Genomic DNA, 25,507 nt, shown 5'->3' with positions numbered 1-25,507 from the left:
CATGAGCGAGTTGTTGCTGCTCAGATACATCGCCCAATCATTCAACGAGGATTGCGCCTGATGCCGATGTCACTGCATGCCTGGCTGCATGACGCCCAGCCACTGTTCGCGGAAATCTGCCAGGCGCTGGCCGCGAGCCTGCAACGGGCCGGTATCGACCAGGACCTGGTGCTGGCCGGCACGCCCTGCACCCATGCCGAGCTGCGCGAGGATCGCTTCGACCACAGCCTGGCGCTGTATGCCGAATGGCGCGGCCCGACCGGGGGGTATCAGGGCAGCATCCTGGTTTATGGCGATGGCCTGGCATACGCCGAGTTCGATCTGCTCCAGGCGCATCCGCACCAGCCGCACCTGGTCATCGAGGCGGCGACCGCCTGGGGGCGTGCCGGTGCGCTGAAAAGCGAGCTGCGCCTGCTGCCGGCGCTTGAAGCATGAACAGACTGTATGACTGGCTGCTCGACAGCTGCACCGACCGGGCCGCGGTGCAGCAGGTGTGCCTGGGGCTGAACTGGACCCTGGCCGAGGTGGACCATGGCCTGGGCTTCGCCTTCAGTCCGCGGCAGGTGCCGCGCACCCTGAGCTGGGCCGGGACCCTGCGCGGACAGCCGAGCGATCGCCTGCGCCGCTGGCTGCTGTCGTGGGACAGCGCCGAGGCGGCGGTCGGCCTGGCCGTGCTCAATGCCTGGAGCAATGGCGCCGCCGGCTGTGCACGGCTGGCCGAGCCGCTGCGCGCCGAGGTGCCCGGACATCTGCAGGTTTTCGCCCATTTCCGCCCACGCCTGGAAGGGCGGCGGGTGGCGGTGATCGGTCACTATCCGGGGCTGGAGCAACTCTGGCAGGGCTTCGCCTATCAGTGCCTGGAGCGTCGGCAACAGGACGGCGACCTGCCCGACAGCGCCGCCGAATACCTGTTGCCCCAGGCCGACTGGGTGTTCATCAGCGCCAGCAGCATCGCCAACAAGACCCTGCCGCGCCTGCTGGAGTTATCCCGGCAGGCGCAGGTGGTGCTGATGGGCCCGAGCCTGCCCTGGCTGCTCGACTGGCAGCAGTTCGGCGTGGACTACCTGGCCGGCGTGCGCGTGCTGGACGGTTCGGCGGCGCAGCAAGTGGTCATGGAGGGTGGCGGCACCCGGCTGTTCGCCGGGCCGGTGGAATACGCGCTGTTGGAGTTACGGTCATGACGACTGAGGCGTGGCGCATGCTGCTGTGCCACAAGCACCCGGTGAGCGCGCGCCTGCATTTTCTGATTCCGCAACATGGCGGCGTGGTTCTGCCAATACCCTTACCGGCCCTGGCGGTGTTCGCCGACGAGCAGGCGCACAGCCCGCTGCAGACCCATCCGGCCAGCGCCTTGCGCCAGCTGCAGGAAGAGCTGGGTATCGGTCGCGCGCTGGAATTGGTCGGCGAGTTTCGAGTCAGCCTGGAGGTGCCGGGCCTGCTGCTGCCCATCTACCTGGCCGCGCTGCCGGGGCACGATCTGTGTCCGGCGCCGCCTGGCAGCCGCTGGATCGACCTGCCGCAAAGCATCGGCATGCCCTGGCTCGACCGGGAGTTGCTGCGGCGGGCCTATGCGCTGCTGATCGGCTAGTGGGCTGTCTCAGAATTATTGTCTCGATGACCCCGGCCCGTAGGGTGCGCCGTGCGCACCAGGCACCCGGTTGTCATGGTGCGCACAGCCTGGGCGGCCCCGCGCACCCTACGCAGGCCAGGCGCAGCCGCGCGACACGGGACAAGGGGAGCGCGGGGGATGCGTGGTCCCCCGCGCTCTGCCAGGTCGGCTCAGCAGCGCAGCAGCGCCTTGGCCAGCTTGACCGACAGTTGTGCCTCGACGAATTGCGCCTCGTTGGGTGGATAGAGCTCGACCTCGTCGATGGTGAAGCCGTATTCCTTGCCGAGGGCGATCATCTCGCGGACTTTCTCGCAGGTTTTCAACTTCTCGGCCAGGGCCTGGTCCGCCTGGGCCTGGTCCGAGAAGGCTCTGATTTCTTTAATGGACATGCTGCTCTCTCTATCGCAGTGGTAAGGAAGGCAAGGCCCGCAGGGCTCTGCCGTCAGGCTCCGATGCAACATCGATGCCTTCTTGAAAATCATGTTTAATCAATGAGTTGCGCGGAGCGACTGGTCGCATTGGCGACAATCGCACACAACCCGATTGGCGCAATCCAGACAGTCGCGCTCAGAGGTTGTGAAAATATCGAGCGCCTGGAGACGGCCGCAGTAGGCGAGAGTTTTTTCACAAGCGCTCAGCTCGTCAGGGCCACGGACTTGATCTGCGCGTTGACCAGCTGGTCCGCCACCAGACCGAGCTGGTCGGCCGAGCGGCGGGTGATGTGCGAAAGGATGTGCGCACCGCCGAGGTCCAGGCGCACCAGCACCCGGGCCGGGTCGCGGTCGTGATGCAGGTCGACGATGCGCGCCGGCAGGCTGTTGAGAATGCTGCTGTGCTGCGGCATGTCCAGGGCGATGCTGACATCGCGGGCGAGGATGCGCACCCGCGTCGGCGTGCCCGGCGCCAGCACGGACAGTGCCACCGTGAGGCTGCCGCCGGGCACGCCAAGGCTGCTCAGCCGGTAGTGCGGATCGTGGCTGGTCACGCGGGCGTCGATCACCGCCGCCGCCTCGTCGAGGTGGGCGAGGGGCAGATTAGGGTCGGTCAGCAGCTGGTTGAGCGGGCCGCTGGCGCTGACCCGGCCGTTGTCCAGCAGCACCAGGTGGTCGGCCAGGCGGGTGACTTCATCCGGCGCGTGGGTGACATATACCAGCGGCATGCCCAGCTCGTCGCGCAGGCGCTCCAGGTAGGGCAGGATTTCCGCCTTGCTGTGCTGGTCGAGGCTGGCCAGGGGTTCGTCCATCAGCAGCAGCTCGGGGCTGCTGAGCAATGCCCGGGCGATGGCCACCCGCTGGCGTTGGCCGCCGGACAGGCGATCGGCATGACGCTCGAGCAGGGCCTCGAGGCCGAGCAGGCTGATGGCCTCGTCGAAGCCGATGCGCCGCTGCCCTGCGGCAATCCGCTGGTAACCGAAGTTCAGGTTGGCGCGCACGTCCAGATGGGGGAACAGGCTGGCTTCCTGGAATACATAGCCCAGCGGGCGCAGATGGGTGGGCCGGAAGTAGGCGTCATCCTGCCAGCGCTGGCCGCGAAAGCGCAGGAAGCCTTCGGCACGCTCCAGGCCGGCGAGGGCGCGCAGCAGGGTGGTCTTGCCGCAGCCGGAGCGGCCGAACAGCACGCTGACCCCGGTTGCCGGCAGTTGCAGGCGGGCATCCAGGCAGAAGTCCTGGCGCCGCAGCTGCAGGTGCGCATCGATACCGGTTTCAGTCATGGACGATCTTCCGTTGCTGGCGGTTGAGGATCAGCAGCACGACGAAGCTGAACAGCAGCAGGCAGCCGGCCAGGACGTGGGCATTGGCGTATTGCATGGCCTCGACATGATCGTAGATCTGCACCGACACCACCCGGGTCTTGTCCGGGATATTGCCGCCGATCATCAGCACCACGCCGAACTCGCCGACGGTATGGGCGAATCCCAGCACGCTGGCGCTGATGAAGCCCGGCCGCGCCAGCGGCAGCACCACATGGCGAAAGCTGTCCCAGGGCGAGGCGCGCAGGGTGGCGGCGACCTCCAGCGGACGCGGGCCGATGGCGGCGAAGGCGTTCTGCAGCGGCTGCACCACGAAGGGCAGGGAGTAGAGCATCGAGGCGAGCACCAGGCCGGCGAAGCTGAAGGGCAGCAGGCCCAGCGCCTGGGTCAGTTGGCCGAGCGGTCCCTGCGGGCCGAGCAGCAGCAACAGGTAGAAGCCCATCACGGTCGGTGGCAGCACCAGTGGCATGGCGACCAGGGCGGCGATCGGCGTTTTCCACGGCGAACGGGTGCGCGCCAGCCACCAGGCCAGCGGCGTGCCCAGCAGCAACAGCAACAGGGTGACCAGCGTGGCCAGCTTGAGGGTCAGCCAGATCGCGCCGAGGTCTTCTGCGCTCATTCAGTCGACTCCATAGCCATAGCGGGCGATCAGCGCTTTTGCCGGCGCGCTGCGCAGGTGCTCGAGCAGCGCCAGCGCCGCCGGATTGGCCTGGCCACGGGTGAGCAACACGGCGTCCTGCTGCAATGCTGCGTGGCGCTCCGCCGGCACCTGCCAGGCCGAGCCCTGGGTGATGCGGCCGTCCAGGTAGACCTGGGACAGGGCGATGAAACCCAGCTCGGCATTGCCGCTGGCCACGAACTGATAGGCCTGGGTGATGCTGTCGCCCTGCACCAGTCGGTCCTTGAGGCGCCGCTCGAGGCCGAGCCCCCTGAGCACCTCGAGGGCGGCGGCGCCATAGGGCGCGGTCGCCGGGTTGCTGATGGCCAGGTGGGCGAATTCGCCCCGCTCGAGCACCGCGCCCTGGTCGTCGACCCGTCCGGGCTGTGCCGACCACAGCACCAGCCTGCCGCTGGCATAGGTGAACTGGCTGCCGGGCACCGCGGAGCCGTCGCTGATCAGGGTGGCCGGGGTGCTGCTGTCGGCGCTGAGCAGGATGTCGAAGGGCGCGCCGTTGCTGATCTGCGCGTAGAACTTGCCGGTAGAGCCGAACGACAGCAGCGCCTGGTGCCCACTGGCTTGGGCGAACTGCTCGGCGAGGGCCTGCATCGGCGCGCTGAAGTTGGCGGCGACCGCCACCTGGACCTCGCCGGCCAGGGTCGCGCCGCTCAAGGCCAGGGGCAGCAGGCTGCCCAGCAGACGGGAAAATATCGTAGGCATGCTGACCTCGCTCGATCGACGGCAGGTGGTGATGGGGCGGGCTTCGGCAAGCGCGCCATGCAGGGCCTGAAGCAAAAACGCTTCCAAGTGCTTGCCGGCGAAATAAGTCCTTGTACAACAGCTGCTTAGATCATGCGGATGGTGCCAGCCGCGCTGCCGAACCTTGTCGGGTGTGGCACAACCCGGCACGGCGATAGGGGTTTTTGTATCTATCGCGACAGGCTAAAGCGCCGCAGCGCCAGGCATCGGTTTTCAGCTAGGGCGGCTCGCTGCATGCGTAACGCTCCGTGCCAAACAGGCGCTCCCTGGCCATGGCGATAACGGGCCCGGTCGTGCTCGCGGCGCTTTGTCGTAATCGCGACAAGCGGGCTCTCTGGTCTTGTTCGCGACAGCCGCAAGGCACCGCATGGCTTTCGTATCGTGTTGATCCTGAACGGTTTTTTTCAAGGCTTCGGCCTGGCATATGGCTTGCACCAGTCGTCTTGCCAGGTTGGCTCAAGCAACCGCACAGCCGAGGAGACAACTCGATGATTACCATGACAGACAGCGCAATGGCCGCCATCAATCGCTTCATGAGTAGCACTGCCAAGCCGGTCGCCGGTTTGCGCATCCGTGTCGAAGGCGGTGGCTGCTCGGGTTTGAAATACAGCCTGAAACTGGAAGAGAGCAGTGCCGAGGACGACCAGAAAGTCGACTGCGGCGGCATCGTCCTGCTGATCGACGACACCAGCGCGCCGCTGCTCGGCGGCGTGACCATGGATTTCGTCGAGAGCATGGAGGGCAGCGGTTTCACCTTCGTCAATCCGAACGCCAGCAGCAGCTGCGGCTGCGGTAAATCCTTCGCCTGCTAGGCAATGAGGCTGCCGGCAGCGCCGGCGGCCCGAGACTCACCGGGAGATCAGCCGTCATGTGGGACTATTCGGAAAAGGTCAAAGAACACTTCTACAACCCCAGGAACGCCGGCGCCGTGGCGGAAAACAACGCCACCGGCGATGTCGGTTCGCTCAGCTGTGGCGACGCCCTGCGCCTGACCCTCAGGGTCGACCCCGCGACCGATATCATCCTCGATGCCGGCTTCCAGACCTTCGGCTGCGGCTCGGCGATCGCCTCGTCTTCGGCGCTGACCGAGATGGTCAAGGGCCTGACGCTCGACGCTGCGCTGAAGATCAGCAATCAGGAGATCGCCGACTACCTCGACGGCCTGCCGCCGGAGAAGATGCACTGCTCGGTGATGGGCCGCGAAGCCCTGCGCGCAGCGGTGGCCAACTACCGCGGCGAAGCGCTGGAGGACGACCACGAGGAAGGCGCCCTGGTGTGCAAGTGCTTCGCCGTGGACGAGGTGATGGTGCGCGATACCATCCGCGCCAACCACCTGTCCAGCGTCGAGGACGTGACCAACTACACCAAGGCCGGCGGCGGCTGCTCGGCCTGCCATGAAGGGATCGAGCGCATCCTCGGCGAAGAACTGGCCGCCCGCGGCGAGACCTTCGTGCCGGCGCCGACCAAGGCCAAGGCGGCGAAGAAGCCGCAGCTGGTCACCCTCGAAGTGCCCGAGCCGGCGCCAGCGCTCGCCGCGGACAGCGGCAAGCTGACCAACCTGCAGCGCATCCGCCGCATCGAGATGGTCCTGGAAGCGATCCGCCCGACCCTGCAGCGCGACCACGGCGACGTCGAGCTGCTGGATGTCGAGGGCAAGAACGTCTACGTCAAGCTGACGGGCGCCTGCACCGGTTGCCAGATGGCCAGCATGACCCTGAGCGGCATCCAGCAGCGCCTGATCGAGGAGCTCGGCGAGTTCGTCAAGGTCGTGCCGGTCAGCGCGCCGGCCCATGCGCAGATGGCGGGGGTGTGAGATGAACAACGTCTATCTCGACAACAACGCCACCACCCGGGTGGACGATGAAGTGGTGCAGGCCATGCTGCCGTTCTTCACCGAGCAGTTCGGCAATCCCTCGTCGATGCACAGCTTCGGCAACCAGGTCGGCCTGGCGCTGAAGAAGGCCCGGCAGAGCGTGCAGAAGCTGCTCGGTGCCGAGCATGACTCGGAAATCATCTTCACTTCCTGCGGTTCGGAGGCGGACTCCACCGCCATCCTCTCGGCGCTCAAGGCCCAGCCGGAGCGCAAGACCCTGATCACCACCACGGTCGAGCATCCGGCCGTGCTGAGCCTCTGCGATTACCTGGCGAGCGAGGGCTACACCGTGCACAAGCTGGCGGTGGACAAGCGCGGACGGCTGAACCTGGACGACTACGCCAGCCTGCTCGGCGACGATGTGGCGCTGGTGTCGGTGATGTGGGCGAACAACGAGACCGGCACCCTGTTCCCGGTCGAGGAGATGGCGCGCATGGCCGACGAGGCCGGCGTCATGTTCCACACCGATGCAGTGCAGGCCGTGGGCAAGATCCCGCTCGACCTGCAGCACTCGTCGATCCACATGCTCTCGCTGTCCGGCCACAAGCTGCACGCGCCCAAGGGCGTCGGCGTGCTCTACCTGCGCCGTGGCACGCGCTTCCGGCCGCTGTTGCGCGGCGGTCACCAGGAGCGCGGGCGCCGCGCCGGCACCGAGAATGCCGCGTCCATCGTCGGCCTCGGCGTCGCCGCCGAGCGCGCGCTGCAGTTCATGGCGCACGAGAACAGCGAGGTCAGGCGCCTGCGCGACAAGCTCGAGGCCGGCATCCTCGCCGCCGTGCCCTATGCCTTCGTCACCGGCGACCCGGGCAACCGCCTGCCGAACACCGCCAACATCGCCTTCGAATACATCGAGGGCGAGGCCATCCTGCTGCTGCTGAACAAGGTCGGCATCGCCGCCTCCAGCGGCTCGGCCTGCACCTCGGGCTCGCTGGAACCGTCCCACGTGATGCGCGCCATGGACATTCCCTACACCGCCGCCCACGGCACCGTGCGCTTCTCCCTGTCGCGCTACACCACGGAAGCGGAGATCGAGCATGTGATCCGCGAGGTACCGCCGATAGTCGCGCAGTTGCGCAAGCTGTCGCCGTACTGGAGCGGCGACGGACCGGCGCAGGAAGCCGACAAGGAGTTCGCCCCGGTCTACGCCTGAGTGCGACTTTCACGCTAGCCAGAGAGGCAGCCATGAGCACAGTGATCATCGACGACACCACCCTGCGCGACGGCGAACAGGGCGCCGGGGTGGCCTTCAATGCCGAGGAGAAGATCGCCATCGCTTGTGGCCTGGCCGCCATCGGCGTGCCGGAACTGGAGATCGGCATCCCCAGCATGGGCGAGGAAGAGCGCGAGGTGATGCGCGCTATCGCCGCGCTCGGTCTGCCGGCCCGGCTGCTGGCCTGGTGCCGGTTGTGCGATTTCGACCTGCAGGCGGCGCTGCACAGCGGGGTGGGCATGGTCGACCTGTCGCTGCCGGTCTCCGACCTGATGCTGCGGCACAAGCTCGGGCGCGACCGTGACTGGGCGCTGGGCGAGGTGGCGCGGCTGGTCGGCGAGGCGCGCCTGGCCGGGCTGGAGGTGTGCCTGGGCTGCGAGGACGCGTCGCGGGCGGATCCCGAATTCATCGTGCGCGTGGCCCATGTCGCCCAGGCCGCCGGCGCCCGGCGCCTGCGCTTCGCCGATACGGTGGGGGTGATGGAGCCGTTCGCCATGTTCGAGCGCTTCCGCTTCCTGCGCCAGCGTCTGGACCTGGAACTGGAGGTGCATGCGCACGACGACTTCGGCCTGGCCACGGCCAACACCCTGGCCGCGGTGCGCGGCGGCGCCAGCCACATCAACACCACGGTCAACGGCCTCGGCGAGCGCGCCGGCAACGCCGCGCTGGAGGAATGCGTGCTGGCCCTCAAGCACCTGCATGGCATCGATTGCGGCATCGACAGCCACGCCATTCCGGCCATTTCCGCGCTGGTCGAGCAGGCTTCGGGGCGCCAGGTGGCCTGGCACAAGAGCGTGGTCGGCGCCGGCGTGTTCACCCACGAGGCGGGCATTCATGTCGATGGCCTGCTCAAGCACCGGCGCACCTATGAGGGCCTCAACCCGGACGAACTCGGCCGCAGCCACAGCCTGGTGCTCGGCAAGCATTCCGGCACCCACCTGGTCCACAGCCGCTACCGCGAGTTGGGCATCGAGCTGCAGGACTGGCAGAGCCGCGCCTTGCTCGGGCGCATCCGCGCTTTTTCCACCCGGGCCAAATGCAGCCCGCAGACGCTCGACCTGCACGCCTTCTATCAGCAGCTGTGCGAAGAAAGCGCCCTGGTCGCCGGAGGTGTGGCGTGAGCCTGCTCGGCGAATGGCGCGAGGATGTCGCTTGCGTGTTCCAGCGCGACCCGGCGGCGCGCACCCGCCTCGAGGTGCTGACCACCTACCCGGGGGTGCACGCGATCATCCTGTATCGCCTCGGCCATCGCCTGTGGCTGGCCGAATGGCGCTACCTGGCGCGCTTGCTGGCCTTCGTCGCGCGCCTGCTGAGCAACGTCGACATCCACCCGGGCGCGACCATCGGCGCGCGTTTGTTCATCGACCATGGCGCCGGCGTGGTGATCGGCGAGACCGCTGAGGTCGGCCAGGACGTGACTCTCTACCACGGCGTGACTCTGGGCGGCACCAGCTGGCGCAAGGGCAAGCGCCACCCGACCCTGGGCGATGGCGTGCTGGTGGGGGCCGGGGCGAAGATCCTCGGGCCGATCAGCATCGGCGCCAACGCCCGGGTCGGTGCCAACTCGGTGGTGGTCGAGGATGTGCCAGCAGGCTGCACCGTGGTCGGCATCCCCGGCAAGGTGGTCAGGCTGCGCGAGGTCGGCCAGCTCAATCCCTACGGCTTCGACCTCGACCATCACCTGATTCCTGATCCGGTAGGCAAGGCCATCGCCTGCCTGCTGGAGCGCCTCGACACCCTGGAGGCCCGGCTCGAGCAGGCAGGCCTGAGCGCCGCCGGCAGCCAGCAGCGCTTCTACCAGGGCTGCGACCCCGACAACGGCATCTGCGAGCACGACTGCGCCGGTGGCGCCATCGCCCTGGAGCAGGGCCCGGTACAGCGCCACGCCGCCAGTTCGGCGCTCGATTGAACAGCCAGACCATCCAGACATAAGGGGCGAGCGAGCATGGACCTGCAGGATTTCAATGGCGACGGCCTTTACTTCGACGCGCCGCTGGCCCCGGCGGTTGCCGCCTGCCTGGACGCCGCCGCGCGGCAGTACAGCCAGGGCACGGCCGAGCAGCCGTTGTTGGCCGCCCAGGCCCTGGCGCCGGACGACCTCTGCGTGCTGGTCGGGCTGTACCGCTTCTACTACTACCAGCACCGTTACCAGGATGCCCTGCACATCGCCGAGCGGCTGATGGCGGTGGTTGGTCCGCGCCTCGGCTTGCCGGCGCGCTGGGCGGACCTGCGCCGCGCCGATCTGAGCAAAGCGGCCAGCCGCGGCATCGGCCTGCTGCGCTTCTTCCTGCTGGCGCTCAAGGGCGCCGGTTACCTCAGCCTGCGTCTGGGCCGCTTCGAACAGGGCAAGGCGATGCTCGCCACGGTCGTCACCCTGGACGCGGACAACCGCCTCGGCGCCCGCTTGCTGCTCGACATCCTGGCGGCCAACGACGCCGACATCCTGCCTTTTCCCTCTGCCACCCCCACGGAGATACGCCCATGACCCTGCAACGCTTTTCCCCGGATGCCGGCCTGACGCTGGCTGAGGCGCTGGACGATCTGGTCTCCGCCGAGGACTTCCTCGAGTTCTTCGCCGTGGCCTACGAGCAGAACGTCGTGCACATCAACCGCCTGCACATCATGCAGCGCTACCACGACTACCTGGCCAAGGCCGGCAGCCTCGAGCAGCAGGACGACCCGGCGCGCTATGCCATCTACCAGCAGTTGCTGGCGCGCGCCTACCAGGACTTCGTCGGCTCGGACGCGCAGACCGAGAAGGTGTTCAAGGTCTTCCACATGCATGAACCGCAGAAATCCTTCGTCTCCATCGACGAGCTGTTTAGCTGAACCAGGGGAGGGGCGTGCCATGAGCCTGCCGCAATTCGACTATGGCGCGGAAGTGCGCCTGATCCGCAACGTGCGCAACGATGGCACCTATCCGGGCCTGGAAACCGGTGCCTTGCTGATCCGCCGCGGCGCGCTGGGCTGCGTGTACGACGTCGGCAGCTACCTGCAGGACCAGTTGATCTACCGCGTGCACTTTATCGCCGAAGGCCGCGTCGTCGGCTGCCGCGAGGAGGAGCTGATCCCCGCCGCGGCGCCCTGGATCGCCAACCTCTTCGAGTTCCGCGACAACGTGGTGGCCACCTGCAGCCTGGCCGTGCGCGGCAGCGTGCTGGTGGCGAAGGGGCAGGCCGGCAGCATCGAGAAGGTGCTGCGCGATCTGCCGCAGGGCATTGAGTACCACGTGCACTTCGGCAATGGCCGGGTCCTCCAGGTACCGGAAGCGAGCCTGGCGTTGGCCAGCGCCCCTGCGGAGGTGCGCGATGGGCAATGAGCAGGTTTTCGGCGAGCGCGACAGCCGCTACCTCCTGCTGAAAGTCGCCCAGCAGCGCTTCGGCTGTGCGCCGCCGGAGCTGAGTGCCGAACAACGGCGGCAGGCCGAGCGCATCGTCGGCCGCCAGCTGCAGATCGAGGAGGCGGTGCTGCGCAGCCCCGAAGCCTGCGGCGTGGTGATTCCGCCGACGCAGGTCGAAGAAGCCTGGGCGCGCATCGCCAGCGGCTACGCCGACGACCAGGCGCTGCAGCAGGCGCTCGCCGCCAGCGACCTGGAGCCGGCGCGGATGCGCCGCCTGCTGGCCAGGGAACTCAAGGTCGAAGCCGTGCTCGAGCGCGTCAGCGCCGGCCTGGCGCCGGTCAGCGAGACCGACGCCAGCCTCTACTACTTCAGCCACCTCGAGCAGTTCGTGCGACCGGCCTCGCGCCAGGCCCGGCACATCCTGATCACCATCAACCCGGACTTCGTGGAAAACACCCGCGAGGCCGCGCGGGCGCGCATCGAGGCCATCGCCAAACGCCTGCGCGGCAAGCCGTGGCGCTTCGCCGAACAGGCGCTGAAGCATTCGGAATGCCCCACCTCGCTGCAGCAAGGGCGGCTCGGCAACGTCAGGCCCGGCACCCTCTATGCCGAGCTGGAGGCCTGCCTGTTCAAGCTGCAGGCCGGGCAGATCGGCCCGCCGGTCGAGTCGCCGCTGGGCTTTCATCTGCTGCTCTGCGAGGCCGTCTATCCGGCCATGCGCGCGCCCCTCGAAGAGGTCCTGCCGCACCTGCGCGACAAGCTGCAGGCCAGGCGGCGACAAGCCTGCCAGCGGCAGTGGCTGGAACGGCTGCTGCAACCAGCCACCCTGACGGACATGCCGCTGCGCGACTTTCACCTTAATGGAGAACCAGGCCATGGCTGATACCGAGACCCTCTGCTGCTCTTTCTGCGGTACGGAAAAAAGCCCGAGCGTGCCGCTGATCGCCGGCAATCAGGGGCGCATCTGCGAAGCCTGCGTCAACCTGGCCCACCAGGTCGTGGGCAGTTGGGGGCTGCGCCGCAAGAGCCAGCAGCTGGCCCCGCAACTGCGCACACCGGCGGCCTACAAGCAGCACCTGGACGAGTCGGTGATCGGCCAGGAAGCGGCCAAGGAAACCCTGGCGGTGGCCGTCTACAACCACTACCTGCGCCTGCTCAACTGCGACCGCGAGCGCGGCTGCCAGCTCGGCGAGCAGGTCGAGCTGGAAAAATCCAACATCCTCATGGCCGGGCCTTCCGGTACCGGCAAGACGCTGCTGGTGCGTTCCCTGGCGCGCCTGCTCGGGGTGCCGTTCGCCTCGGCCGATGCCACCACCCTGACCCAGGCCGGCTACGTCGGCGATGACGTCGACAGCATCATCGCCCGCCTGCTGGAGGCGGCCGGCGGCGACGTGCAGCAGGCGCAATGGGGCATCGTCTATATCGACGAAGTGGACAAGCTGGCGCGTCGCAGCGGCGGCGGCACGGCGGTCCGCGACATCTCCGGGGAGGGCGTGCAGCAGGCCCTGCTGAAGATGGTCGAAGGCACCGAGGTGCGTATCTCCAAGTCCGGGCGGCGCAACGAGCACGGCGAAGAACAGGTGGTCGACACGCGCAACATCCTGTTCATCGCCGGCGGCGCCTTTCCCGGCCTGGAGGCCCTGGTCTGCAGCCGCATTCAGCCGCCGCAGAGCAGCATCGGCTTCCACGCCCCAGCGCGGCGCGAGCCGCCGCCGCTGAACGATCTGCTGGCCGCGCTGCTGCCCGACGATCTGCACGAGTTCGGCCTGATCCCCGAGTTCATCGGTCGTTTCCCGATCATCACCTTCCTCCAGGAGCTGGACCATGGCAGCTTGCTGCGCATTCTCACCGAGCCGCGCAACGCCCTGGTCAAGCAGTACCAGCAGCTGTTCGCCTACCAGGGCGTGACGCTGGAGATCAGCGCGGCGGCCCTGGCCCACATCGCCGACCTGGCCCTGCAGCGCAAGAGCGGCGCCCGCGGCCTGCGCGCGGTACTGGAGGCGGCGCTGCAGCCGAGCATGTTCAGCCTGCCGTCGCAACCCGGGGTGCAGCGCTGCGTGCTGGAGCTGCTCAAGGACCAGGCCGGTGCCCGTTTGCAGGTGCTGCAAAGCTCGGCCGAGGAGGGCATCGTCGTACCTTCGCCGGCGCCGTCTGCGCCGGCGGAACGCAGCGCGCCAGCGCCGCGGATGACTCTCGATTCGTGAGTGTCGGAAAACCTACAGGCCGGCGGCAGACATCGCTGCGCGCCTGTAGGTTTTCCCACAGGCTGTTTTAGTCGAATAAAAAAGGCATGACTATCAATGTCTTGCGTGCGTGTTGGGAGGCGCGGGAGCTGGCCTGGTTCCTGCTAACTCCCTCTTGAGAGTAGCTGTTGAGAGTAATAGCCCGCCTGGCCCAGGCCGCGGCGGGTAGCCCGATATCGGATTCATTGCACGCAGTCAGAGGTGAGTTATGGCCAGGATTGGACTTTTCTTCGGTAGCAACACCGGCAAGACCCGCAAGGTCGCCAAAATGATCAAGAAGCGCTTCGACGACGCCACCATGGCGGACCCGTTGAACGTCAATCGCGCCACGCCGGAGGACCTGGCCCAGTACCCGTTCCTCATCCTCGGCACGCCAACCCTCGGCGAAGGTCTGCTGCCGGGCCTGTCGGCCGACTGCGAGAATGAAAGCTGGGAGGAGTTCCTGCCCAAGCTGCAGGACGTCGACTTCAGCGGCAAGACCGTGGCCATCTACGGCCTGGGCGACCAGATCGGCTATGCCGAGGAGTTCCTCGACGCAATGATCGTGCTCTACGACTTCGTCATCGAGCGCGGCGCCAAGGTGGTCGGCGCCTGGCCGACCGAAGGCTACGAGTTCAGCCATTCCGAGGCGGTGGTCGACGGCCAGTTCGTCGGCCTGGCCCTGGACCTGGACAACCAGAGCGGCCTGACCGAACAGCGCCTGGAGGCCTGGCTGCAGTCGATCGCCGCGGATTTCGACCTGGCGCTTTAGCGCCGCTTCACGCGCTCTCGTAGGGTGCGCGGGGCCGCCTAGGCTGTGCGCAGCGGAAGGTCCGTGCGCTCCATGGTGCGCACGGCGCACCCTACGGGGCATGAGTCTCCCACGCGTCGCGTCCTCAGCAATGTTTTGCGGCTAAAGCCGCTCTCATCAAACAAGAAATAACCCATTGTTTTATAAATAGAAATTTAATCTGCACAAAGACCTGTAGGAGCGGGCCATGCCCGCGAAACGCATCGCGGCCATGGGCCGCTCCTACAGGTAGCCACAAGCTGATAGGCGCAATTGCACCCCAGTTTGCTGCGCGACAGCGCTCCGTCGAAGACGGCGGGAAATATCCCACGGCTAACCGGTCTACCTGGATCCCTGTAGCAGTCGAGCGCCGCGTGATGTTCATGCGCTCTCGTAGGGTGCGCCGTGCGCACCGCCCATATCCTGCGAGGGCAGGCAATGGCTCAGCCGGTATTCAGGTGCGCACGGCGCACCCTACAGGGACGCCGCGAACTCAAGTTGACGAATTGGCCGCTCAGGCTTCGCTGCGTACGCTGGCCAGCAATTCCTGCAGGCTGCCGTCGGCCTGCATGCCGAGGACGATGTCGCAGCCGCCGACCAGTTCGCCATTGACGAACAACTGCGGGTAGGTGGGCCACTGTGAGAGCTTCGGCAGTTTCTCGCGGATATGCGGTGCGGCCAGCACGTTGACCGCGGCGAAGGGCTGGCCGGCGTTCTGCAGGGTCGCCACCACGGCGCGGGAGAAGCCGCATTCCGGGGCTTCGGGGGTGCCTTTCATGTACAGCAGCACCGGGTTGTCGGCGAGCTGCTGGCGGATGCGGGCTTCGGTGTCGAGTAGTTGCATGGGGGTTTCCTCCGGATTACAGGGCGGCGGCGCTGTGCTGTGTGGCGGCCATCGGGCGCGCTTTGGTCGTGCGCGCCTGCCAGGCTTCGTAGCCGCCGTCGAGGCTGTAGCAGTTGCTGAAACCGAAGTCGCTGAACAGGCGCGCCATGTCCTGGCTGGAATTGCCGTGGTAGCAACCGATGATCAGGTGCACCTGCTTGGGCGTGCACTTGAGCAGGGTGCGCAGGGTCAGGTCGTTGAGGTGGATGGCGCGCGGGTCGTGCCCCTGGCAGTAGGCGCGCGCGTCGCGCATATCCAGCAGCATGATGTTGGCTTCCCGAGCCAGCAGGGTTTCGGCTTGCTCGACACTGATGCGCGTGAAGTCGCTCATAGCTCTTCTCCAAAACAGTCATGGTGGGTGGGGCAGTGCTGGCAGCTGGGCGAGCGGCAGACGTAGCCGCCGTCGCGTTCGCACAGCTGCTTGTAGAAGAATTTCTTCCAGCGCATGTCCTGCACGTTGCGCACGGCCAGCCGCGGGAAGTTGTGGTTCAGCAGCTCGCGCAGGTGCAGGCGCGAGTCCAGGCCGAGGTCGCGCCACAGGTGGTCGCCGCCCAGGCAGGCGGCGGCGACTATGTTGGCCATCCTGACCTCGTCCCGGTCGCTGCCGCGCCGGCCGTCCAGCAGCAGGGCGCGCAGCTCCGCCCATTCGTCGCGGCGCATGTCCAGCAACTCCTCGCGCAGCTCGTTGCATTCGTGGGCCAGTGAGCCCTGGGCCGCACTGGTCTGGCCGCTCCACTGGGGGAAATGCGCCTGGATCAGCGCGGCATAGTCCCGGGCGTCCAGGCCCAGCTGGAACGGCAGGCAACTGCGGCCTTCACGCTGGGCGCGGATGATCTGTGCCAGCCAGGCATGGTTGGGCTGCTGGCGACTGAAGGCCGTGGCGCCGAGCAGCGGACGGCTGGCCAGGCTGGTCATCACAGCGCCGCCTGCAGAGGCAGGCAGCCCTCCTGCGAGTGTTGCCCGAGCGAACAACTGTCGATGGCTGCCGGCATCCGCGCCAGCTTGGCCTTGCACGGCAACAGGGCGTTGATCGCCAGCAGGTCGAAGCCGGCCATGAACTGCTGGCCGCAACGGATCAGCGGCCGGCGGATCAGCAGCGGATTGGCCAGCATCAGCTCCAGCGCCTCCGCGCTGCCGAGCCGGCTCGGGTCCAGATCGCCGTACTTGATCGCCGGCGCCGAGCGGTTGAACCACTCGGCCACCGGGCGGTTGCCGAAGAACGGCCGCAGGCGCTCGCGGGTCCAGGGCTCGCGGAACAGGTTGCGCACCTCGATTTCCAGGCCGGTCGAGCGCAACAGCTGTTTTTGCAGGTTGTTGGTGGCGCAACCGGGTTTTTCATAGAAGACGATGCAGGACATGACCCTTCCCTCAACGTGCCTGGATTTCGCGCATGGCCTCGGCCAGGCGCTCCGGTGGAATGCCGGTCAGCGAACCCGGCGGATTCGCCGGGCTGCCGTCGGCCAGGAGGATGGCGCCTTCGATCGGGCAGATGCTCGCGCACTGCTGCTCGGTATAGTCGCCGTCGCACTCGGTGCACTTGTGTGCGTTGATCCTGAAATGCGCGCTGCCCTGGTAGATCGCCTCGCTCGGGCAGACATCCACGCAGGCCCAGCAGTTGACGCAGGCTTCCACAATCTTCAATGCCATCTCGCACCTCCAGCTATCGCTTGCACTGTTTCAGGCATTGGCCCGCTGCAACGTCTTGTCGCGCTCCAGGCGGCCGTCGCGGATCATTTCCTGGTAGACCGCCATCACCGCTTCCTCGATAGGCTCCATGGCATGCTCGCCGTTGGGCTGGATACCAGCGGCCTCCAGTTCGCTCCAGGGTTCGAAGCCGATCTTCGAGCAGAGCACCGCTTCGCAGCCCTTCAGCGCGCGGATGCCGCCGGACAAGGCGCTGTCCTTCTCCCCGCAGCTGTCATTGCCGACGCAGTACTGCTCGACCTTGCGATGGCCGATGAAGCGCACCCCGGCCGGCGAGGCCTCGTACACCAAGAACTCCTGGGCATGCCCGTAATGCTGGTTGATCAGGCCGCCGCCGCTGGTGGCCACGGCCATCAACACCGGGCGATGGTGCTTGGCGGCGTCGCCGCCGGCCGCCGCCGGTACCGACATGCCGGCCAGGCGTGCCTTCTTCGCCGCCTTCTCGTCGAGTTCCTCCTTGATCGCGGCATGAATGACCGCACGCTTGACCATCGCCGCGTCGTAGTCGATGTCCATCTCCTCGATCTTGTCGAGGGTGAACTCGTCGCCGCGGTCCTCGCCGAGCAGGCCGACCGCATCGGCGCGGCACTGGCGGCAGTGGCGCATCATGTTCATGTCGCCGGCGCAGGCGTCCTGCAGGTCCTGCAGTTCCTCCGGCTCGGGGCTGCGCTGGCCCATCACGCCATAGAAGGTGCCGTGCTCGGCCTCGGCGATCAGCGGCATGACGTTGTGCAGGAAGGCACCCTTGGCCTTGACCACGCGGCTGACCTCCTTGAGGTGCTCGTCGTTGACCCCGGGGATCAGCACCGAGTTGACCTTGACCAGGATGCCGCGCGCCACCAGCATCTCCAGGCCTTTCTGCTGCTGCTCGATGAGGATCTTCGCCGCCTTGCGCCCGTGGATGCGCTTGTTGTTCCAGTAGATCCAGGGGTAGATCTTGGCGCCGACGTCCGGGTCCACGCAGTTGATGGTGATGGTCACGTGGTCGATGTTGTGCTTGGCCAGCTCGTCGACGCAGTCGGGCAGCGCCAGGCCGTTGGTGGAGACGCACAACTTGATGTCCGGCGCCTCCTCGCTGAGCATGCGGAAGGTGTCGAAGGTGCGCTGCGGGTTGGCCAGCGGATCGCCCGGGCCGGCGATGCCAAGCACGGTCATCTGCGGGATGGTCGCCGCCACCGCCTTGACCTTCTTCACCGCCTGCAGCGGGTCGAGCACCTCGGAGACCACCCCGGGACGCGACTCGTTGGCGCAGTCGTACTTGCGGTTGCAGTAGTGGCACTGGATGTTGCAGGCCGGCGCCACCGCCACATGCATGCGCGCGAAGTAGTGATGGGCCTCCTCGGAATAGCACGGATGGTTGTGCACCTTCTCGCGGATATGCTCCGGCAGGTGGGTGAGCTGATCGTCCGTGCTGCCGCACGAGCCAGAGGAGCAGCCGCCAGCGCCGTGATGCTCCGCATCGTTTTGCCCAAGTACGCTCAGATCCATGGTCGGTCTCCGGGTGAGAGAGTCAGTACGCAGGATGCAGAGCAAGTGCCGTGCCTGTTTAGCAAGCTATTGTTTTTAAATGGATTATCAACATGTAGATGGTTTCTTTTGTCTGCCAGCGGACAAAATCACAGGGCTTCCGGGTGGGCGCTGTAGGACTTGCGACAATGCCGGGTTGGTTTGCAGGCGGTGTGCAAGGCGAGTGCTTCGGTGTTTGCTGGGGCAGGGCAGGAGAGGGCTGCGAGGGACTTGGACGCGCGGTTTTTTGAGGGGATTCGGGAGGGGTGCTTGGTGTAGGCGTGGGGTGTAGATAAGCCCCTCAGCAATCGCGATCGTTTGGTCATCCGCAAGACCGCGTTGATGGATTGCAGGGTTGTCTGAGCAGATAACAAACGGAACCCCAAAGCGCCGAAATTCTTGAAGTGGATGGGCCTCATCGAAAGGTACTGCGCCGGTGAGTCTGTTGCTAATCGGGCATACTTCGATGCAGATGTCCTGCGTTACCAATTTGTCTAGCAGGTGAGGATCCTTACCTGCAGCTGTCCCATGGCCAATACGGTCGGCGCCAAATAACTCCACAGCAGCCTGAACGTTTTCCACGCGACCTGTTTCGCCGGCATGTATGGTGACCCCGAGTCCGAATCGATCTTTTGCCTTTCGGAAAAGTGACGGCAACTCCGATGGATATGCGATTTCCTCATCACCCGCAAGATCGAGCCCCACCACATCGTTCGGCTCTCCGAGGTCTTGATAGGCCTGTAGTAGTGTGGAAAGACAAACCGCACCGTAGTCGCCGCGCGTCACTGTAAGAATCAGACCGCGACGAATGCCGTGACGATGCGCGGCGTTCCTGGTTGATTCGATCAGATGTTCTAGCGCTTGGGTGGGCGAGCAATTCTGCAGATGGGCGAGGTACAAGACGCTGCTTCGTAGTTCGACAAAGCGTACTCCGTTCTCCACGAGGCTAGCGAAGACTGCATTGGAAATGCGATCCAGGTTCTCGCGCTTCTTGGGAAATAGCCTCAGTGCCTGCCACGGAGTTAAGTACGACGCCAAGGAATGGCAGGGTGTGTTTCGAAGCAGGTCGCGCTCAATCAGAAACCCGGGCGGCAGTTCCGTTGATTCGTCGGCCAGTATCTCTCGAATTATTGGTGCCGGAATCGCTCCGTTGAGGTGCACGTGGAGCTCTCCTCGGTCGCGCACACCGGCCATCTTCGCCTTGCCTTGTTGTACCTCGTTGCCCCTGCTGACATCGCCCTGCATCCCAGGTAAATAAGATTGGCTCTGGTTCAATCACTTTCCTTATTTGCTCGTCGAGCGTAATGCGTGGGTATAAAAATTTGCAGCTCCGTTTGCGATCGCGACGTAGCTCAGGCTTGACCTCGAATCGAGATCTGCCTCCAACGACATCACGGCGTTCTTATTTATCTTCTGTCCATTTAGCTCGTAGATCCGCTTTACAATCGAAACCGTCTCGGTGATGGCCGCCTGAATAAGAACAAACATGGCCCCGAGCAGTACACCGGCCTCGTCGTACATTAGCTCCGCTGGCTGATCCCAGAATTTGCGCCCCGGATGGCCTATGTCCCGGAGGCGATCAGACCAAGCATCGAGTGCTTGTTCAGTTAACTCCGCGTGCGATCGGATTACGCTGGAGAGGGGAAACTGATCGAGCTCGTCTTCTAGCTCCTGCACCAATCTCAATATCTGCGTTTGCTTGTCCAAGATGTCCTCCTATGCAGATGGGCATCATAACGTCAGCAGACTCCAATGCGCCTCGCTGGACGCGTACAGGGGGAGTGTGGGCAGACTGTTTCTGGTCGAATCTGCTCTCCCTGGATGACCGCTCTTGGCCCAGACTGTGTAAAAACGTAGTGAGTGATGGCAATCAACTGCCGGGGGATTTTCTCAGTGTCCAGGAGGCCGAGGGAGGCCCAGTCAGGCGCAATCGGTGATTCTGGTTGCTATGCCACTTTCGGCTTCGGCGCGCCTGCTGGTGGGCGGCAAGAGTTGTAAAACAGGCCTCAGGCCTTCATCGCGGCCATCAAGGCACCGCTGCCCAACACATTCAACACGCGTTTGAGATTGTAGGCGAGCACATGCAGGCTCATCTCGGTGCTCACCCGGTCGAGCGTTCTGGTGAGGAAGTGGGTGGCGCCCATCCAGGACTTCAGCGTGCCGAACGGGTGCTCGACCGTTTGGCGGCGGATTCGCATCATCTCGGGCGCTTGATCCAGGCGACTCTGCATCGCCTCGAGCACTGCCTCATGCTCCCAGCGGCTCACTCGCCGCTCTGAGCTAGGCGTACAGTGTTCTTTCAACGCACAACCCTGGCAGTGCGAACTCCAGTAGCGGTGCAGTTTCAGTCCTTTCTCGACGCGTGAGAACCGCCAGATCAGGCTTTGCCCAGCAGGGCATCGATACTCGTTCTTGGCTGCGTCATAGATGAAGTCACCTTTGCCGAAGCGGCCCGCCGCTGTCGCTCCCGAGGTCAGCGCCTTGGGCACGAAAACGGTGATTCCAGCCTCATGGCACGCCAGGATTTCTTCGCCTTTGAAGTAGCCTCTGTCGGCGACCGCCGAGAGTTTCTTGACGCCCATGGCCTCTCGCGCCTGCTTGGCCATGGTGCTTAGCTGGTCTCGATCAGCCCCATCGTTCGTGACCTCGTGCGTCACGATCAGGTGGTGCTTCGCGTCGACCGCCGCCTGCACGTTGTAGCCGACCACGCCGGTGCCCCGGGTCTTCATTGAGCGGGCATCGGGATCGGTCAGGGAGATCTGTTTATCCGGTGTTTCGTTGAGCTGAACCTCGATTTCCTTGAGCTCCTGCAGCTTAGTTTTCAAGATCGCGATCTTGTCGTGGAGGCGTTCGGCTTTGACCTTCGCCACGGCAGGCTCCTGACGATCAGCGGTATCCAGTGCGCTCAGGTAGCGATTGATGCTGGACTCGATCTCCTCCATTCGCCGCTGCAGCTTGGCGCTGGTGAAGTTGCGGTCGCGGTTGTTGACCGCCTTGAACTTGCTGCCATCGATGGCCACAAGCGCTTCAGAGAACAGGCCAAGCTGCTGGCACAGCACCACGAACTGCCGACAGACGCCGCGGATTGCCTTGCCGTTATCCTTGCGGAAGTTGGCGATGGTCTTGAAGTCCGGCATCAAGCGTCCGGTCAGCCACATCAACTCAACGTTGCGCTGAGCCTCGCGCTCGAGACGGCGACTGGACTGGATACGATTGAGGTAGCCGTAGATGTAGATCTTCAGGAGGTCGGCAGGATGGTAAGCGGGCCGACCTGTTTCAGCCGGGACGACACCTTCAAAACCCAGCGTGCCAAGGTCGAGTTCATCGACGAAAACATCGACCACCCGCACCGGGTTGGTGTCCGCCACATAGTCATCCAGGCTCTCGGGAAGCAGCGCGCTTTGGCCTCGATGCTCTCCCTGGATAAAACGCTTCATTGACGTCCCCCGCTGATTCGAATCCATCAAATCATAGCAAGGTCGATGCCAACGTAATGAGATGGTCACCCCCACACCCCGCGAGGGCTATGCTCTCGCGGGGTTTATCTCGGAGGCCATCGCCATGAACAAAGTTGCACTGGTGGGTATCGATCTCGGCAAGCACAGCTTCCATCTGCATGGTCAGGATGGGGCAGGCCGGGCGGTCTTTCGCAAGAAACTCTCGCGACTGCAGATGATGCGACTCTTCGGCAATCTGCCAGCCTGCACGGTGGTCATGGAGGCCTGTGCCGGAGCCCACTTCACGGCGCGGGAGCTCAACAAGCTCGGACACGTCGCCAAACTGATCTCACCGCAATTTGTCAGACCGTTCGTGAAGAGCAACAAGAACGACTTCGTGGATGCCGAGGCCATCTGCGAGGCCGCGTGCAGACCCTCCATGCGTTTTGTCGCACCCAAGACCGAGGCACAACAGACGCTGTCTGTTTTGCATCGCATGCGTGACGCCTTGGTGCGTGAGCGCACACAGGCCACCAACCAGGCACATGGTTTCCTGCTGGAGTTCGGCATCTGCCTGCCCAAGGGCCTGGCAACCATGAAGCGACTCCCGAGCACTTTGTCAGAGCACTCGTTGCCGCCGCAACTGATGCAGTTGCTGATGCGACTGCATCAGCACTTCCTCTACTTGGATCAGCAGATCAAGGAGTTGGAGGGGCAGCTGGAGACTCAAGTAGCCGAGGATGACTTGGGCAGTCGGTTGCTCAGCATGCCGGGGGTCGGCCCGATCACAGCCAGCTTGCTGGCGGTCGAGATGGGCGATGGCCGGCAATACGCCAGTAGCCGCGACTTTTCCGCATCACTCGGGCTGGTGCCCCGGCAGTACAGCACAGGCGGTCGCACCAATCTGTTGGGCATCAGCAAGCGGGGTGACAAGCACCTCAGGCGTTTGCTGGTTCAGTGTGCTCGAGTCTATCTAATGCGACTTGAGCATCAGCGCGGGGCATTGGCGACTTGGGTGCGGGGCTTGCTCATTCGACGCCACTCGAACGTGGTGGCTTGCGCCCTGGCGAACAAACTGGCCCGCATTGCCTGGGCAATTGCCGTTAAGCACACTCGATATGAAGCCGAGCCAGACGGCTTGACCGCCTGACCCTACTGACTGAGCAGTACCACGACGACCTTTTCCGGTTTTGTGATAGCTGAATAGACGATGACGTGAACGGCCCACCGGCCTGATGAAGAACCTGATGTAAAAACTGGCTTTCGAAGCCGCCAACGTTTTCAGGATCCTCAGGCGCGACTCTCATCGAGGCGCGGAGCTTGCTCCACCAAGACGCCGGATAGATTTAGGCAAGCCTAACGCTCATCGCTGATCAGTATTGCAAAAGTGGGGGTGACCATAGATTTTTACACAGTCTGGGCCGATAGCGGTCGCCGAACTGTCTACGGCGCAGCGTCGCTGCCACCCATCGATAGGACGCTTATCTGCTCAGGGGTTAGGGTTCAGCCGCAGCGGAATCCGGCGCTGGCCGAAGTCGCCGGCATGCTGGTCGAAGCGCCCGGCGATGGTGGTGAGGCACTGCGGACAGCGCCCCTCGGCAGTCACCCGGTAGTGGAGGATGCGGTGCCAGTCCCGCTCGATCAAAGGCGCGCCGCAGCCTGGACAGAAGGTCGTGCCGCCCTCGGCATCGTGCACATTGCCCGTGTAGACATAGTGCAGCCCCTGCGCCAGGGCGATCTGCCGGGCGCGCCTGAGCGTTGCGGGCGGGGTGCGCGGGGTTTCGAGCATCTTGAAGTCGGGGTGGAAGGCGGTGAAGTGCAGCGGCACATCCGGCCCCAGTTCCTTGAGTACCCAGGCGCACAGGGCCTCGATCTCCCAATTCGAATCGTTGTAGTCCGGAATCAGCAGGGTGGTGATTTCCGTCCAGACGCCGGTCTCGTGATGCAGATAGACCAAGGAATCCAGCACCGGCTGCAGATGTGCGCCGGTGAGTTTGAAATAGAAGTCATCGGTGAAGGCCTTGAGGTCGACATTCGCCGCGTCCATCACCGCGAAGAATTCGCGGCGCGGTTCGGCGTGTATGTAGCCGGAGGTCACCGCCACCGTCCGAATGCCGCGCGCACGGCAAGCGATGGCCGTATCGATGGCATATTCGGCGAAAATCACCGGGTCATTGTAGGTGAAGGCCACGCTGGCACAGCCCGAGCTCTCCGCCGCCAGGGCAATCTGCTGCGGGCTGGCCTGATCCATCAGGCGATCCATGTCCCGCGATTTGCTGATATCCCAGTTCTGGCAAAACTTGCAGGCGAGATTGCAGCCTGCAGTACCGAAGGACAGCACCGCCGATCCGGGGAGGAAGTGGTTGAGCGGCTTCTTCTCGATGGGGTCGATGCAGAAGCCGGAAGAGCGGCCGTAGGTGGTCAGCACCACCTGCTCGCCTTCGCGCATGCGCACGAAGCAGGCGCCACGCTGCCCGTCGCGCAGCTTGCAGTCACGAGGGCAGAGGTCGCACTGGATTCGGCCATCGGGCAAGCTGTGCCACCAGCGCCCCGGGTGATGTGCGGACAGGTCATTCATCGTATGCCTCCTACCGCGTGCCGACGGTGTCGCGCGTCAGACGGTTAGCGGTATGCCAGCAGTGGGCAGGCGCGCTCCGGCTGCGCGAACAAGCCTGCCGATGAGGGCGGGCGCTCCCGCACTGGCGGCAGGAGGGCGGAGCGGGCACGCCGGCATGCTTTCACTATGCCATTGCTGGCGGGCCCGTGCAGGATCCGGCCTGGATATTGTGGCGTGTGAGGCGCCGTTTTTGGGGCAAGGTATGGTCTGCGATGACCGACGGCACTCGACCCGTAGCAGGCGGTGGTCACCGGCAGAAATCGGCCCAAGCTGTGTGAAAACGCGCTAAATACCTCGAAAACTGAGAGTCGCGAAGATTGCCTGTGGAATCAGCGGGCGGAAGCGCGAATCACCTTAGTCAGCTACATAGACGTTCGTAATACCGTTTGGGCCGCGTCAGCGGCCAAAACGGCTACTAACGGGCGAGCCAAGCGGCTGAATTCACGCCCTGATCGCCTCAAGCAGTCCTGCGATGCCGAAGATGCTCATCATTCGTTTGAGGTTGTAGGCGAGCACATGAAGGCTCATTTCGGTACTTACCCGCGGAAGTGTTTTGGTCAGGAAGTGGGTGGCTCCCATCCAATATTTGAGCGTTCCAAAAGAGTAAAGGGGTCGGAGTGATTTAATTTTAATCACTCCGACCCCTTTCGTGGACCCTTTGGCGTAGCAATAGGGGGCAGACCACGATCAGAACGTTAATGCATACCACAGCCGCCTGAAGAGCTGGATGACTCGTTTTCACGGCGTCGCCATCCGCTACCTTCCGAACTACCTGGGCTGGCGACGCATGCTTGAGCGTTATCAGCAGCGTATCCAGCCGGTTCACTGTATCCAGGAGGCGGTTGGGCGAACCATGCAACACATGATTGGGACATAGCCAACAAAAAGCCCGCTCAATTGAGCGGGCTTTTTGTTGGCAGCGGACAATTACGCGGCGACGAACAACTCCGCGATCTGCACCTGTGCCGCCGTGAAGGCATTGACGCGAGGCTCTTCGCCGTAGGCCAGGCCTTCGGCGCGGACGATCTCGATGTCGCTGATACCGAGAAAGCGCAGCACCAACAGCAGGTACTCTTCATGGGCCTGGCCGCTGGGCTGGCCGGCGTGAATACCGCCTGCGGTGGAAACAATCACCACCTTCTTGCCGCC

General features: G+C 64.7%; 30 protein-coding genes and 2 pseudogenes. 16 read left to right on the top strand and 16 right to left on the bottom strand.

Features of this window, described 5'->3' with window-relative positions; genetic code table 11:
* Positions 1-60: 60 nt before the first annotated feature.
* The 3 genes from G9C89_RS18690 to G9C89_RS18680 are packed head-to-tail and all read left to right on the top strand — an operon-like array spanning position 61 to position 1,588.
* Positions 61-435 (top strand): hypothetical protein, encoded by a 375-nt coding sequence (locus tag G9C89_RS18690; RefSeq protein ID WP_172150866.1) that lies wholly within the window; start codon positions 61-63, stop codon positions 433-435.
* The gene (locus tag G9C89_RS18685) at positions 432-1,181 is read left to right on the top strand and encodes a DUF364 domain-containing protein (protein WP_172150865.1); all 750 of its coding nucleotides are present in this window, start codon (positions 432-434) and stop codon (positions 1,179-1,181) included. Before G9C89_RS18690 ends, G9C89_RS18685 begins: the two co-directional genes overlap by 4 nt.
* Complete coding sequence (locus tag G9C89_RS18680) at positions 1,178-1,588, top strand: hypothetical protein (protein ID WP_256674324.1); 411 nt, start codon at positions 1,178-1,180, stop codon at positions 1,586-1,588. Before G9C89_RS18685 ends, G9C89_RS18680 begins: the two co-directional genes overlap by 4 nt.
* Before the next feature lie 191 nt (positions 1,589-1,779).
* Here G9C89_RS18680 and G9C89_RS18675 read toward each other — a convergent pair whose 3' ends face one another.
* The 4 genes from G9C89_RS18675 to modA form a co-directional block, all read right to left on the bottom strand.
* On the bottom strand, positions 1,780-1,998 hold the full coding sequence (locus tag G9C89_RS18675; protein WP_172150864.1) for a Nif11-like leader peptide family natural product precursor: 219 nt from the start codon (positions 1,996-1,998) through the stop codon (positions 1,780-1,782).
* A gap of 245 nt (positions 1,999-2,243) precedes the next feature.
* The gene (modC, locus tag G9C89_RS18670; protein ID WP_172150863.1) at positions 2,244-3,320 is read right to left on the bottom strand and encodes a molybdenum ABC transporter ATP-binding protein; all 1,077 of its coding nucleotides are present in this window, start codon (positions 3,318-3,320) and stop codon (positions 2,244-2,246) included.
* Entirely contained in the window at positions 3,313-3,978 is a 666-nt protein-coding gene (modB, locus tag G9C89_RS18665; RefSeq protein WP_172150862.1) for a molybdate ABC transporter permease subunit, read from the bottom strand. Before modB ends, modC begins: the two co-directional genes overlap by 8 nt.
* The gene (gene modA, locus G9C89_RS18660; protein ID WP_172150861.1) at positions 3,979-4,737 is read right to left on the bottom strand and encodes a molybdate ABC transporter substrate-binding protein; all 759 of its coding nucleotides are present in this window, start codon (positions 4,735-4,737) and stop codon (positions 3,979-3,981) included. It abuts the gene before it with no gap.
* Between the two features lie 527 nt (positions 4,738-5,264).
* On the opposite strand from modA, the gene G9C89_RS18655 reads away from it, so the two are divergent.
* The 11 genes from G9C89_RS18655 (at position 5,265) to G9C89_RS18605 (ending at position 14,193) form a co-directional block, all read left to right on the top strand.
* Positions 5,265-5,588, top strand: a complete 324-nt coding sequence (locus G9C89_RS18655) for a HesB/IscA family protein (RefSeq protein WP_172150860.1) — start codon at positions 5,265-5,267, stop codon at positions 5,586-5,588.
* 56 nt (positions 5,589-5,644) lie between these two features.
* Positions 5,645-6,589, top strand: a complete 945-nt coding sequence (nifU, locus tag G9C89_RS18650; protein ID WP_172150859.1) for a Fe-S cluster assembly protein NifU — start codon at positions 5,645-5,647, stop codon at positions 6,587-6,589.
* A 1-nt stretch (position 6,590) separates the two neighbouring features.
* Complete coding sequence (nifS, locus tag G9C89_RS18645) at positions 6,591-7,799, top strand: cysteine desulfurase NifS (RefSeq protein WP_172150858.1); 1,209 nt, start codon at positions 6,591-6,593, stop codon at positions 7,797-7,799.
* 32 nt (positions 7,800-7,831) lie between these two features.
* Positions 7,832-8,980 carry a homocitrate synthase gene (nifV, locus tag G9C89_RS18640; RefSeq protein WP_172150857.1) on the top strand — a complete coding sequence of 383 codons (1,149 nt, stop codon included), beginning with the start codon at positions 7,832-7,834 and terminating at the stop codon, positions 8,978-8,980.
* Positions 8,977-9,768, top strand: a complete 792-nt coding sequence (gene cysE, locus G9C89_RS18635) for a serine O-acetyltransferase (RefSeq protein ID WP_315852833.1) — start codon at positions 8,977-8,979, stop codon at positions 9,766-9,768. Before nifV ends, cysE begins: the two co-directional genes overlap by 4 nt.
* Positions 9,769-9,804: 36 nt before the next feature.
* Positions 9,805-10,344, top strand: a complete 540-nt coding sequence (locus tag G9C89_RS18630) for a hypothetical protein (protein WP_172150853.1) — start codon at positions 9,805-9,807, stop codon at positions 10,342-10,344.
* Entirely contained in the window at positions 10,341-10,688 is a 348-nt protein-coding gene (nifW, locus tag G9C89_RS18625) for a nitrogenase-stabilizing/protective protein NifW (protein ID WP_172150851.1), read from the top strand. The genes G9C89_RS18630 and nifW overlap by 4 nt, the downstream gene beginning before the upstream one ends.
* Before the next feature lie 19 nt (positions 10,689-10,707).
* Positions 10,708-11,178 (top strand): nitrogen fixation protein NifZ, encoded by a 471-nt coding sequence (locus G9C89_RS18620; protein ID WP_172150849.1) that lies wholly within the window; start codon positions 10,708-10,710, stop codon positions 11,176-11,178.
* Positions 11,168-12,082, top strand: a complete 915-nt coding sequence (gene nifM, locus G9C89_RS18615) for a nitrogen fixation protein NifM (RefSeq protein ID WP_172150847.1) — start codon at positions 11,168-11,170, stop codon at positions 12,080-12,082. Before G9C89_RS18620 ends, nifM begins: the two co-directional genes overlap by 11 nt.
* On the top strand, positions 12,075-13,403 hold the full coding sequence (gene clpX, locus G9C89_RS18610; RefSeq protein ID WP_172150845.1) for an ATP-dependent Clp protease ATP-binding subunit ClpX: 1,329 nt from the start codon (positions 12,075-12,077) through the stop codon (positions 13,401-13,403). The genes nifM and clpX overlap by 8 nt, the downstream gene beginning before the upstream one ends.
* 247 nt (positions 13,404-13,650) lie before the next feature.
* Entirely contained in the window at positions 13,651-14,193 is a 543-nt protein-coding gene (locus G9C89_RS18605; RefSeq protein WP_172150843.1) for a flavodoxin, read from the top strand.
* A gap of 532 nt (positions 14,194-14,725) precedes the next feature.
* Here the strand turns inward: G9C89_RS18605 and grxD are convergent.
* The 9 genes from grxD to G9C89_RS18560 form a co-directional block, all read right to left on the bottom strand.
* Positions 14,726-15,055, bottom strand: a complete 330-nt coding sequence (grxD, locus tag G9C89_RS18600; protein WP_172150841.1) for a Grx4 family monothiol glutaredoxin — start codon at positions 15,053-15,055, stop codon at positions 14,726-14,728.
* A gap of 16 nt (positions 15,056-15,071) precedes the next feature.
* Complete coding sequence (locus tag G9C89_RS18595) at positions 15,072-15,425, bottom strand: thiosulfate sulfurtransferase GlpE (RefSeq protein ID WP_172150839.1); 354 nt, start codon at positions 15,423-15,425, stop codon at positions 15,072-15,074.
* Positions 15,422-16,009 carry a nitrogen fixation protein NifQ gene (locus tag G9C89_RS18590; protein WP_172150837.1) on the bottom strand — a complete coding sequence of 196 codons (588 nt, stop codon included), beginning with the start codon at positions 16,007-16,009 and terminating at the stop codon, positions 15,422-15,424. The genes G9C89_RS18595 and G9C89_RS18590 overlap by 4 nt, the downstream gene beginning before the upstream one ends.
* Positions 16,009-16,452: an ArsC/Spx/MgsR family protein gene (locus tag G9C89_RS18585; protein ID WP_172150835.1), complete on the bottom strand. Its 444-nt coding sequence runs from the start codon at positions 16,450-16,452 to the stop codon at positions 16,009-16,011. Before G9C89_RS18585 ends, G9C89_RS18590 begins: the two co-directional genes overlap by 1 nt.
* Before the next feature lie 10 nt (positions 16,453-16,462).
* On the bottom strand, positions 16,463-16,741 hold the full coding sequence (locus tag G9C89_RS18580) for a 4Fe-4S dicluster domain-containing protein (protein WP_172150833.1): 279 nt from the start codon (positions 16,739-16,741) through the stop codon (positions 16,463-16,465).
* A 30-nt stretch (positions 16,742-16,771) separates the two neighbouring features.
* On the bottom strand, positions 16,772-18,286 hold the full coding sequence (nifB, locus tag G9C89_RS18575) for a nitrogenase cofactor biosynthesis protein NifB (RefSeq protein ID WP_172150831.1): 1,515 nt from the start codon (positions 18,284-18,286) through the stop codon (positions 16,772-16,774).
* An 87-nt stretch (positions 18,287-18,373) separates the two neighbouring features.
* Positions 18,374-19,579, bottom strand: a complete 1,206-nt coding sequence (locus tag G9C89_RS18570) for an adenosine deaminase (RefSeq protein ID WP_256674323.1) — start codon at positions 19,577-19,579, stop codon at positions 18,374-18,376.
* A 9-nt stretch (positions 19,580-19,588) separates the two neighbouring features.
* The gene (locus tag G9C89_RS18565) at positions 19,589-20,011 is read right to left on the bottom strand and encodes a hypothetical protein (protein WP_172150829.1); all 423 of its coding nucleotides are present in this window, start codon (positions 20,009-20,011) and stop codon (positions 19,589-19,591) included.
* A 299-nt stretch (positions 20,012-20,310) separates the two neighbouring features.
* Positions 20,311-21,741 carry an IS1182 family transposase gene (locus tag G9C89_RS18560; RefSeq protein ID WP_172150827.1) on the bottom strand — a complete coding sequence of 477 codons (1,431 nt, stop codon included), beginning with the start codon at positions 21,739-21,741 and terminating at the stop codon, positions 20,311-20,313.
* A 124-nt stretch (positions 21,742-21,865) separates the two neighbouring features.
* Between G9C89_RS18560 and G9C89_RS18555 the strand changes: the two genes are divergently transcribed.
* Positions 21,866-22,891 (top strand): IS110 family transposase, encoded by a 1,026-nt coding sequence (locus tag G9C89_RS18555; RefSeq protein WP_172150825.1) that lies wholly within the window; start codon positions 21,866-21,868, stop codon positions 22,889-22,891.
* Positions 22,892-23,230: 339 nt separating this feature from the next.
* On the opposite strand, the gene amrS is transcribed toward G9C89_RS18555, so the two are convergent.
* The gene (amrS, locus tag G9C89_RS18550) at positions 23,231-24,319 is read right to left on the bottom strand and encodes an AmmeMemoRadiSam system radical SAM enzyme (RefSeq protein WP_172150823.1); all 1,089 of its coding nucleotides are present in this window, start codon (positions 24,317-24,319) and stop codon (positions 23,231-23,233) included.
* A 480-nt stretch (positions 24,320-24,799) separates the two neighbouring features.
* Positions 24,800-24,961 (bottom strand): annotated as a pseudogene (locus G9C89_RS18545) (IS5/IS1182 family transposase); the annotation flags it as partial.
* Between the two features lie 70 nt (positions 24,962-25,031).
* Between G9C89_RS18545 and G9C89_RS18540 the strand changes: the two are divergent.
* Positions 25,032-25,235, top strand: a pseudogene (locus tag G9C89_RS18540) (IS1595 family transposase); the annotation flags it as partial.
* Positions 25,236-25,285: 50 nt separating this feature from the next.
* Here G9C89_RS18540 and G9C89_RS18535 read toward each other — a convergent pair.
* The coding region (locus G9C89_RS18535; protein ID WP_172150821.1) for an NAD(P)H-dependent oxidoreductase at positions 25,286-25,507 on the bottom strand (222 nt) is incomplete at its 5' end.

This window comes from Pseudomonas tumuqii, assembly GCF_013184545.1.
Classification (GTDB): Bacteria; Pseudomonadota; Gammaproteobacteria; order Pseudomonadales; family Pseudomonadaceae; genus Aquipseudomonas; species Aquipseudomonas tumuqii.
The sequence above is the reverse complement of the archived record's forward strand: the minus strand, read 5'-3'. Positions and strand labels throughout refer to the sequence as shown.

Excerpts from the sequence above, each read along its gene's own strand:
- clpX (WP_172150845.1), top strand. The coding sequence starts at position 12,075 with ATGGCTGATACCGAGACCCTCTGCTGCTCTTTCTGCGGTACGGAAAAA.
- nifM (WP_172150847.1), top strand. The coding sequence starts at position 11,168 with ATGGGCAATGAGCAGGTTTTCGGCGAGCGCGACAGCCGCTACCTCCTG.
- G9C89_RS18580 (WP_172150833.1), bottom strand. The coding sequence starts at position 16,741 with ATGGCATTGAAGATTGTGGAAGCCTGCGTCAACTGCTGGGCCTGCGTG.
- G9C89_RS18630 (WP_172150853.1), top strand. The coding sequence starts at position 9,805 with ATGGACCTGCAGGATTTCAATGGCGACGGCCTTTACTTCGACGCGCCG.
- G9C89_RS18690 (WP_172150866.1), top strand. The coding sequence starts at position 61 with ATGCCGATGTCACTGCATGCCTGGCTGCATGACGCCCAGCCACTGTTC.
- nifW (WP_172150851.1), top strand. The coding sequence starts at position 10,341 with ATGACCCTGCAACGCTTTTCCCCGGATGCCGGCCTGACGCTGGCTGAG.
- G9C89_RS18560 (WP_172150827.1), bottom strand. The coding sequence starts at position 21,741 with ATGAAGCGTTTTATCCAGGGAGAGCATCGAGGCCAAAGCGCGCTGCTT.
- modA (WP_172150861.1), bottom strand. The coding sequence starts at position 4,737 with ATGCCTACGATATTTTCCCGTCTGCTGGGCAGCCTGCTGCCCCTGGCC.
- modB (WP_172150862.1), bottom strand. The coding sequence starts at position 3,978 with ATGAGCGCAGAAGACCTCGGCGCGATCTGGCTGACCCTCAAGCTGGCC.
- G9C89_RS18595 (WP_172150839.1), bottom strand. The coding sequence starts at position 15,425 with ATGAGCGACTTCACGCGCATCAGTGTCGAGCAAGCCGAAACCCTGCTG.
- nifS (WP_172150858.1), top strand. The coding sequence starts at position 6,591 with ATGAACAACGTCTATCTCGACAACAACGCCACCACCCGGGTGGACGAT.
- nifB (WP_172150831.1), bottom strand. The coding sequence starts at position 18,286 with ATGGATCTGAGCGTACTTGGGCAAAACGATGCGGAGCATCACGGCGCT.
- nifV (WP_172150857.1), top strand. The coding sequence starts at position 7,832 with ATGAGCACAGTGATCATCGACGACACCACCCTGCGCGACGGCGAACAG.
- nifU (WP_172150859.1), top strand. The coding sequence starts at position 5,645 with ATGTGGGACTATTCGGAAAAGGTCAAAGAACACTTCTACAACCCCAGG.
- G9C89_RS18685 (WP_172150865.1), top strand. The coding sequence starts at position 432 with ATGAACAGACTGTATGACTGGCTGCTCGACAGCTGCACCGACCGGGCC.
- G9C89_RS18605 (WP_172150843.1), top strand. The coding sequence starts at position 13,651 with ATGGCCAGGATTGGACTTTTCTTCGGTAGCAACACCGGCAAGACCCGC.
- amrS (WP_172150823.1), bottom strand. The coding sequence starts at position 24,319 with ATGAATGACCTGTCCGCACATCACCCGGGGCGCTGGTGGCACAGCTTG.
- modC (WP_172150863.1), bottom strand. The coding sequence starts at position 3,320 with ATGACTGAAACCGGTATCGATGCGCACCTGCAGCTGCGGCGCCAGGAC.
- G9C89_RS18680 (WP_256674324.1), top strand. The coding sequence starts at position 1,178 with ATGACGACTGAGGCGTGGCGCATGCTGCTGTGCCACAAGCACCCGGTG.
- G9C89_RS18675 (WP_172150864.1), bottom strand. The coding sequence starts at position 1,998 with ATGTCCATTAAAGAAATCAGAGCCTTCTCGGACCAGGCCCAGGCGGAC.
- G9C89_RS18555 (WP_172150825.1), top strand. The coding sequence starts at position 21,866 with ATGAACAAAGTTGCACTGGTGGGTATCGATCTCGGCAAGCACAGCTTC.
- G9C89_RS18620 (WP_172150849.1), top strand. The coding sequence starts at position 10,708 with ATGAGCCTGCCGCAATTCGACTATGGCGCGGAAGTGCGCCTGATCCGC.
- G9C89_RS18655 (WP_172150860.1), top strand. The coding sequence starts at position 5,265 with ATGATTACCATGACAGACAGCGCAATGGCCGCCATCAATCGCTTCATG.
- G9C89_RS18590 (WP_172150837.1), bottom strand. The coding sequence starts at position 16,009 with ATGACCAGCCTGGCCAGCCGTCCGCTGCTCGGCGCCACGGCCTTCAGT.
- grxD (WP_172150841.1), bottom strand. The coding sequence starts at position 15,055 with ATGCAACTACTCGACACCGAAGCCCGCATCCGCCAGCAGCTCGCCGAC.
- G9C89_RS18585 (WP_172150835.1), bottom strand. The coding sequence starts at position 16,452 with ATGTCCTGCATCGTCTTCTATGAAAAACCCGGTTGCGCCACCAACAAC.